At 66.1% G+C, this 6,395-nt stretch carries 7 protein-coding genes; 6 read left to right on the top strand and 1 reads right to left on the bottom strand.

Features of this window, described 5'->3' with window-relative positions; translation table 11 throughout:
- Positions 1-61: 61 nt before the first annotated feature.
- Positions 62-376, bottom strand: coding sequence for a ferredoxin (locus tag ACWFR3_RS41980; protein WP_453739989.1), 315 nt, complete (start codon positions 374-376; stop codon positions 62-64).
- A gap of 253 nt (positions 377-629) precedes the next feature.
- On the opposite strand from ACWFR3_RS41980, the gene arc reads away from it, so the two are divergent.
- From arc to prcA, 6 genes are all read left to right on the top strand, one after another.
- Positions 630-2,396: a proteasome ATPase gene (gene arc / locus ACWFR3_RS41975; protein ID WP_453739988.1), complete on the top strand. Its 1,767-nt coding sequence runs from the start codon at positions 630-632 to the stop codon at positions 2,394-2,396.
- Between the two features lie 213 nt (positions 2,397-2,609).
- Positions 2,610-4,121: a depupylase/deamidase Dop gene (gene dop, locus ACWFR3_RS41970; protein ID WP_361196729.1), complete on the top strand. Its 1,512-nt coding sequence runs from the start codon at positions 2,610-2,612 to the stop codon at positions 4,119-4,121.
- A 124-nt stretch (positions 4,122-4,245) separates the two neighbouring features.
- The gene (locus ACWFR3_RS41965; protein WP_249590985.1) at positions 4,246-4,464 is read left to right on the top strand and encodes a ubiquitin-like protein Pup; all 219 of its coding nucleotides are present in this window, start codon (positions 4,246-4,248) and stop codon (positions 4,462-4,464) included.
- A gap of 155 nt (positions 4,465-4,619) precedes the next feature.
- Positions 4,620-4,724: a hypothetical protein gene (locus ACWFR3_RS41960; RefSeq protein WP_453739987.1), complete on the top strand. Its 105-nt coding sequence runs from the start codon at positions 4,620-4,622 to the stop codon at positions 4,722-4,724.
- Complete coding sequence (gene prcB / locus ACWFR3_RS41955) at positions 4,676-5,521, top strand: proteasome subunit beta (RefSeq protein ID WP_453739986.1); 846 nt, start codon at positions 4,676-4,678, stop codon at positions 5,519-5,521. Before ACWFR3_RS41960 ends, prcB begins: the two co-directional genes overlap by 49 nt.
- 54 nt (positions 5,522-5,575) lie before the next feature.
- Positions 5,576-6,346, top strand: coding sequence for a proteasome subunit alpha (gene prcA / locus ACWFR3_RS41950; protein ID WP_453739985.1), 771 nt, complete (start codon positions 5,576-5,578; stop codon positions 6,344-6,346).
- Positions 6,347-6,395: the final 49 nt, after the last annotated feature.

Raw genomic sequence — 6,395 nt, 5'->3', positions numbered from 1 at the left:
GGCCTGTATCCGCCGGTCGACCGGCGGATACAGGCCCTTGTTCATGGCCGGGACGGCGGCCTCATGCCGCGTCGGGGCCGTAGACCTCCACGCTGTCCGAAACGCGGCGCACGTGGATGCAGTCGCCGGGGCACTCCTTGGCCGAGTCCGCCACATCACGCAGAAGCGTCGGCGGTACGGGCGTTGTGGCGCCTGGCGTCTGCAGGAGCTCGTCGTCGCCGCTCTTCACATAGGCCAGACCGTCGATGTCCAGCTCGAAGACCTCGGGCGCGTACTGCGCGCAGATGCCGTCGCCGGTACAGAGGTCCTGGTCGATCCAGACCTCCAGGAGATCGCGGCCCTCGGGGCCGGTCCCAGCTTCGTTCTGCACGGTCATCTCTCCTGCCGATCGCTGCGTCGAGCGCGCCGACTCGGGGCAAGTCGGGCCAGCCCTGACGGGTGTTGAACGCTTCGACGATACAACCGCCCGCTTTCCGATGTTGTTGGGTGGGTATCCACCTGATGTGAGGGAGAGCGCAAGGGTGAAGATCGGACACACCTCGACCGTCTTTGTGATCTAGGGGTTTCAATCGACACCCACCCAGGTAGGGTCTGGAAGCGTCCAGCTCCCCTTGGAGGAGGTGAGGACCGTGGCAGCCCACGACGACGACATCAACCGCGGCATCCGGCCGGGACGAGGGTCTGAAGACCCCGCCGGTCAGGTTGCCTATCTCGAGCAGGAAATCGCCGTCCTGCGACGCAAGCTCGCCGACTCTCCGCGGCATACGAGAATTCTCGAAGAGCGGATCGTCGAGCTGCAGACAAATCTGGCCGGCGTATCCGCACAGAACGAGCGGCTCGCCAACACGCTCCGTGAGGCCCGCGACCAGATCGTGGCCCTCAAGGAGGAAGTCGACCGGCTCGCGCAGCCGCCGGCCGGCTTCGGAGTCTTCCTCGAGGCGAACGAGGACGGCACGGCCGACATCTTCACCGGGGGCCGCAAGCTCCGGGTGAACGTCAGCCCCAGCGTGGAGCTCGAAGAGCTCAGGCGCGGCCAGGAAGTAATGCTCAACGAAGCGCTCAACGTGGTCGAGGCCATGGAGTACGAGAGCGTGGGCGACATCGTCACCCTCAAGGAGATCCTCGAGGACGGCGAGCGCGCCCTGGTGGTCGGGCACACCGACGAGGAGCGGGTGGTCCGGCTCGCCGAACCACTCCTCGACGTCACCATCCGCCCCGGCGACGCACTGCTGCTCGAACCCCGCTCCGGCTACGTCTACGAAGTGGTCCCCAAGAGCGAGGTCGAAGAGCTCGTCCTCGAAGAGGTCCCGGACATCGGCTACGAGCAGATCGGCGGTCTGGGCAACCAGATCGAGCTGATCCGCGACGCGGTCGAACTGCCCTACCTCTACCCGGACCTCTTCAAGGAGCACGAACTGCGGCCGCCCAAGGGTGTCCTGCTGTACGGGCCTCCCGGTTGCGGCAAGACGCTGATCGCGAAGGCCGTCGCCAACTCCCTTGCCAAGAAGGTCGCCGAGGTGACCGGGGCGGCACAAGGGAAGAGCTTCTTCCTCAACATCAAGGGACCCGAGCTCCTCAACAAGTACGTCGGCGAGACCGAGCGTCACATCCGCCTGGTCTTCCAGCGTGCGAGGGAGAAGGCGAGCGAGGGCACCCCCGTCATCGTCTTCTTCGACGAGATGGAATCCCTCTTCCGCACCCGCGGATCCGGAGTCAGCTCGGACGTGGAGAACACCATCGTCCCCCAGCTGCTCGCCGAGATCGACGGCGTGGAAGGCCTGGAGAACGTCATCGTCATCGGTGCCTCCAACCGCGAGGACATGATCGACCCCGCGATCCTGCGGCCCGGACGACTCGACGTGAAGATCAAGATCGAGCGCCCCGACGCCCAGGCGGCGAAGGACATCTTCGCCAAGTACCTCACCGAGCGGCTCCCGCTGCACGCGGACGACCTCGCCGAACACAGCGCCGACCGGCGCACCACCGTGGACGGCATGATCCAGTCCGTCGTGGAGCAGATGTACGCGGAGTCCGAGGAGAACCGCTTCCTCGAGGTGACGTACGCCAACGGCGACAAGGAAGTCCTGTACTTCAAGGACTTCAACTCCGGCGCCATGATCGAGAACATCGTGGGACGCGCCAAGAAGATGGCCATCAAGGCCTTCCTCGACGCCGACCAGAAGGGCATCAGGGTCGCCCACCTCCTGCAGGCTTGCATCGACGAGTTCAAGGAGAACGAGGACCTGCCCAACACCACCAACCCGGACGACTGGGCCCGCATCTCCGGCAAGAAGGGCGAACGGATCGTTTACATCCGTACGCTCGTCACCGGAAAGCAGGGCGCGGACACCGGACGCTCCATCGACACGGTGGCCAACACCGGTCAGTACCTGTAGAAGACAGGGCGGCTGCGGGTGTCCTTCGTGGGTACCCGCAGCTGTCTGTTTTTCAATGAAGGCAATGATCTCCCCACCAGCGCAAAGGCGCTCTAGGCTCTTCGGTACCGCCGAGTCGCGCAGTGCGGGGACGGGCACCGCACACGCACCGGAGAACCAGCGGTACTTGAGCGCCGCACCCGAACGGGAGCGCCGCCGGGCAAGGAGGGCCGCATGACCGTACGGCGAGTAATGGGCATCGAGACGGAGTACGGCATCTCCGTCCCCGGCCACCCGAACGCCAATGCCATGCTCACCTCGTCCCAGATCGTCAACGCCTACGCCGCGGCGATGCACCGGGCGCGACGCGCCCGCTGGGACTTCGAGGAGGAGAATCCCCTGCGGGACGCACGGGGCTTCGACCTCGCTCGTGAGACCGCCGATGCCAGTCAGCTCACGGACGAGGACATCGGTCTCGCCAATGTGATCCTCACCAACGGTGCGCGGCTCTACGTGGACCACGCGCACCCCGAGTACAGCTCACCCGAGGTCACCAATCCCTGGGACGCCGTCCTGTGGGACAAGGCCGGCGAACGCATCATGGCGGAGGCGGCCGAGCGGGCCGCGCAGCTGCCGGGCGCCCAGCCGATCCACCTCTACAAGAACAACACCGACAACAAGGGCGCGTCGTACGGCACGCACGAGAACTATCTGATGAAAAGGGAAACCCCCTTCTCGGACATCGTGCGCCACCTGACGCCGTTCTTCGTCTCCCGGCAGGTCGTCACGGGCGCGGGCCGTGTCGGCATCGGCCAGGACGGCCACGAGCACGGCTTCCAGCTCAGTCAGCGCTCCGACTACTTCGAGGTCGAGGTGGGCCTGGAGACCACACTCAAGCGGCCCATCATCAACACCCGGGACGAGCCGCACTCCGACGCGGAGAAGTACCGCCGCCTGCACGTCATCATCGGCGACGCGAACCTCTCCGAGATCTCGACCTATCTCAAGCTCGGCACCACGTCCCTGGTTCTCGCCATGATCGAGGACGGCTTCATCGCGGTGGATCTCGCCGTCGACCAGCCCGTGCGCACCCTGCACCAGGTCTCCCACGACCCGACGCTGCAGCGTCTGATCACGCTCCGCAGCGGCCGCACACTCACCGCCGTACAGCTCCAGATGGAGTATTTCGAGCTGGCCCGCAAATACGTGGAGGAGCGGTACGGCTCCGACGCCGACGAGCAGACCAAGGACATTCTCAGCCGCTGGGAAGACGTCCTCGGCCGCCTCGAGAGTGACCCGATGAGCCTCTCCGGAGAGCTCGACTGGGTGGCGAAGCGGGAGCTCATGGAGGGCTACCGCCGCCGCGACAGTCTCGACTGGGACGCGGCGCGGCTGCACCTGGTCGACTTGCAGTACGCGGACGTACGTCCCGACAAGGGCCTGTACAACCGTCTGGTGGCCCGCGGCAAGATGAAACGGCTCCTGGAGGAGCCTCAGGTCGAGCGCGCCCAGACGAAGCCTCCTGAGGACACGCGCGCGTACTTCCGCGGCCGCTGCCTCGAGCAGTACGCGGACGACGTGGCCGCGGCCTCCTGGGATTCGGTCATCTTCGACCTGCCGGGCCGCGACTCCCTCCAGCGTGTGCCCACACTGGAGCCGCTGCGCGGCACGCGGAATCACGTCAAGGAGCTCCTGGACCGCTGCCGCACGGCAGAGGATCTGGTACGGGTGCTCTCCGGAGGCTGAAAGACCCGGCGTGTGGGAATCATCGAGGTGGTGCCCGGACGTTGCAGTAACTACGGGGCCGATGTCAGACCTGGCTTATAGGGTCTGATCAAGTGCATCGAACCGAACGAGCGGGGTGAGGTAGATGGCGACCAAGGACACCGGCGGCGGACAGCAGAAGGCGACGCGTTCCACCGAGGAGGTCGAGGAGCAGACAGAGGAAGCACAGGGCTCCGAGGACCTCAAGGAACGCCAGGAGAAGCTGAGCGACGACGTGGACTCCGTCCTCGACGAGATCGACGACGTCCTCGAGGAGAACGCAGAGGACTTTGTTCGCTCATTTGTGCAAAAGGGCGGGCAATAGCGGGCAAGTCGGGTGAAGGTGCGTGCGGTACCGGCAACGCGTGACGGATTGCCGGGCCGCTGCCCAAGTGCCCCAGCCGCACATGTGGATCACTGCCGAGAGCCGGGTAGGGTCCCTTCGTACTGTGCTTCAACTGCAATTCGGCCATCGGCAAGTTGGGGGAACATCCCGACACCGTCCGCCGTGCGGCCGCATATCTGGAAGGAAACGCGTGGAAGCCAACACTCGTAGCACCGGGCGTCTGCCGGCTGCCTTCCTGACGCCCGGGTCCTCGTCCTTCATGGACTTCCTGTCCGAGCACCAGCCCGAGATCCTGCCCGGCAACCGGACGTTGCCGCCCACGCAGGGCGTGATCGAGGCGCCGCACGGCACGACGATCGTCGCGGTGACGTTCCCCGGCGGTGTGGTGCTCGCCGGTGACCGGCGGGCGACCATGGGCAATGTCATCGCGCAGCGCGACATCGAGAAGGTCTTCCCGGCCGACGAGTACTCAGCGGTCGGCATCGCCGGCACCGCCGGTCTCGCCGTGGAGATGGTCAAGCTCTTCCAGCTGGAGCTCGAGCACTTCGAGAAGGTCGAGGGGGCCACGCTCTCCCTGGAGGGCAAGGCGAACCGTCTTTCCACGATGATCCGGTCGAATCTGGCAATGGCCATGCAGGGCCTGGCCGTTGTCCCGCTCTTCGCCGGTTATGACGTGGACCGCGAGAAGGGGCGCATCTTCAGTTACGACGTCACGGGCGGCCGTTCCGAGGAGCACGGCTTCGCGGCCACCGGCTCCGGTTCGGTCTTCGCGCGTGGTGCGATGAAGAAGCTCTACCGCAAGGACCTGACGGAGGAGCAGGCGACGACGCTCGTCATCCAGGCGTTGTACGACGCCGCGGACGACGACTCGGCGACGGGTGGCCCGGATGTGGCTCGCCGGATCTATCCGATCGTGACCGTGATCTCCGACGAGGGATTCCGCAGGCTCACGGACGACGAGTCCTCCGAGATCGCCCGCTCGATTCTTGAGCGGCGTCTGGAGCAGCCCGACGGCCCGCGGGCCTCGCTGCTCTGATCGATCCGTATTCGCCACTGACTTCAGTCACTGACAGAAAGGGACGGATAGCCGGTGTCGACGCCGTTCTATGTCTCACCCCAGCAGGCCATGGCCGACCGGGCGGAATACGCCCGCAAGGGCATCGCCCGTGGTCGCAGCCTTGTTGTGCTGCAGTTCGCCGATGGCATCGTGTTCGTCGGCGAGAACCCGTCCCGTGCGCTGCACAAGTTCAGCGAGATCTATGACCGGATCGGCTTCGCGGCCGCCGGCAAGTACAACGAGTACGAGAACCTGCGGATCGGCGGCGTGCGGTACGCCGACCTCCGCGGATATACGTACGACCGCGATGACGTCACGGCCCGCGGTCTCGCGAACGTCTACGCCCAGACCCTTGGCACGATCTTCTCGAGCCAGGCCGAGAAGCCGTACGAGGTCGAGCTGGTCGTCGCCGAGGTGGGCGCCACGGCCGACGCCGACCAGATCTACCGGCTGCCGCACGACGGTTCGATCGTGGACGAGCACGGCTCGGTCGCGGTCGGCGGCAACGCCGAACAGATCAGCACGTACCTCGACCAGCGTCATCGTGACGGGATGTCGCTCGCCGAGGCGCTGAAGCTCGCCGTGCAGTCGCTGTCCCGCGACACCAACGGCAGCGAGCGGGAGATCCCCGCGGAGCGGCTCGAGGTCGCGGTCCTCGACCGTACGAGGCCGCAGCAGCGGAAGTTCAAGCGGATCGTCGGGCGCCAGCTCGCGCGGCTGCTCGAAGGGGGCGCCTCGGCGCCCACGGACGCCGCGTCCGACAACGAAGAGCCGGAGACCGAGTCCGGTTCCGCCGAGGAGTAGTCCGTCTCGTCGTACGCCCCGTGTCCCGGCCCTGTGGCCGGACACGGGG

This window comes from Streptomyces sp. NPDC055189 (assembly GCF_053606765.1).
The sequence above is the reverse complement of the archived record's forward strand: the minus strand, read 5'-3'. Positions and strand labels throughout refer to the sequence as shown.